We start from the raw sequence: 1,313 nt of genomic DNA on the forward strand, positions 1-1,313 counted from the left end.
CGCGGCTCTCTTGAATTTCGCAGAGGGCAGATTTAGAAGCGAACTTCTTCGTCGCCAGCGGCGCACCGCCCTCGTTCGTGGGGCGTATATAGTCGCCACCTATCCAAACTGTCAACCGCAATCGGCGATGTTTTTTCGAATTCTCGTGCAGATATCCACGGAGCTGAAATTCGTGAGTTGGCTTGCCTGAGAATTTGAGTGCTGTTCCGCTGCCGATCACGTCCACCGAGGCTCGACGCTCCTCGATGGCGGCGCGTGCCATCGGCTTGAAAATCGCCTGCCTTGCTTGAAAACTATCGACAGCCGCGCCGAACCGAGCAGCGGTTCAGAGGCGGCGTTCCAGCAATTCCGCCGGGATGTTCCGACCGGCGTGAAAGGATGCCCAGGATCAAGACCTGTTCGTCCTCGACCGCAAGGACAATGCTGACGGCACGCCGGTAGCCGATGATCCGCAGTCCAGGCATGATCTCTACCCGCTCTGTGCCGCACTGTGGAAAAGTCGACAGGCCAGGCAGTGGTCGCTGATGCCGACGATGAAATTCCAGGCGATCACCGGCGACGCGCGGTCGGCTATGTCGTCATAGAACTGTTCGAGTTCAGCTTCCGCCTTGGGGTGGAAGACGACCCGGTACTCCATTTGCCGACTTGGCTTTCGCCTGCTTCGCGCGGTGACGCGCCTCGAGCCGCGAAAAACCGTCTCGGCAGGAATGCCCCGGTCCCGCTTGAGTTCGCCCAGGCGCGCCGGTATTTCCTCACGCAGCCATCTTTCCCGCTCCGCCTCGAAATCCTCGAGCATACGCAGCCCTGCGCGAACAACCTCACTGGCATTGTTGTAGCGGCCTTATTCCAACTGCTTCCTGATGAAGCTCTCATGATGGTCGTTCAGGGCGTAGTTGGGCATGGCAATCTCCCGGAGAAATCAGGCGCCCGATCAGGGCCAATAGCAATAGCAATAATTAACAGTGCGCCCGTATATACAGCCACGCTTCATGCCTATGATTCTCAGGCGGGGGGACTCTCGGTGCCTGGTTCTGCGGCATAGAAAGCCGCCAGTCACTCTCGCGCCGGCGCCGATCGAGATTCGCGCCCGGGATTTATCCGCCACTACTCTCGTCGTATGCAAACGCGGCTGTTCCAGCGTCCGGCTGAGCCGGGAGCAAACCGACACAGGAGCGCGCCAGAAGGATTGAGCCGGAAGGATTGATTCGTGAGCAAGGCGCTCAAAACAAAACGGCCCGCGGGAGGCGGGCCGTTTTTTTGGTTGCGGGGACAGGATTTGAACCTGTGACCTTCAGGTTATGAGCCTGACGAGC

The 1,313-nt window shown here is 59.1% G+C and carries 1 protein-coding gene and 1 pseudogene; both read right to left on the reverse strand.

Annotated features, from left to right (window positions below):
- Positions 1-262, reverse strand: a pseudogene (locus tag F3H96_RS30370) (hypothetical protein); the annotation flags it as partial.
- A gap of 207 nt (positions 263-469) precedes the next feature.
- Positions 470-796 carry a hypothetical protein gene (locus tag F3H96_RS31680; protein WP_348530106.1) on the reverse strand — a complete coding sequence of 109 codons (327 nt, stop codon included), beginning with the start codon at positions 794-796 and terminating at the stop codon, positions 470-472.
- Positions 797-1,313: the final 517 nt, after the last annotated feature.

The organism is Mesorhizobium sp. NFR06 (genome assembly GCF_900115245.1).
Lineage (GTDB): Bacteria > Pseudomonadota > Alphaproteobacteria > Rhizobiales > Rhizobiaceae > Mesorhizobium.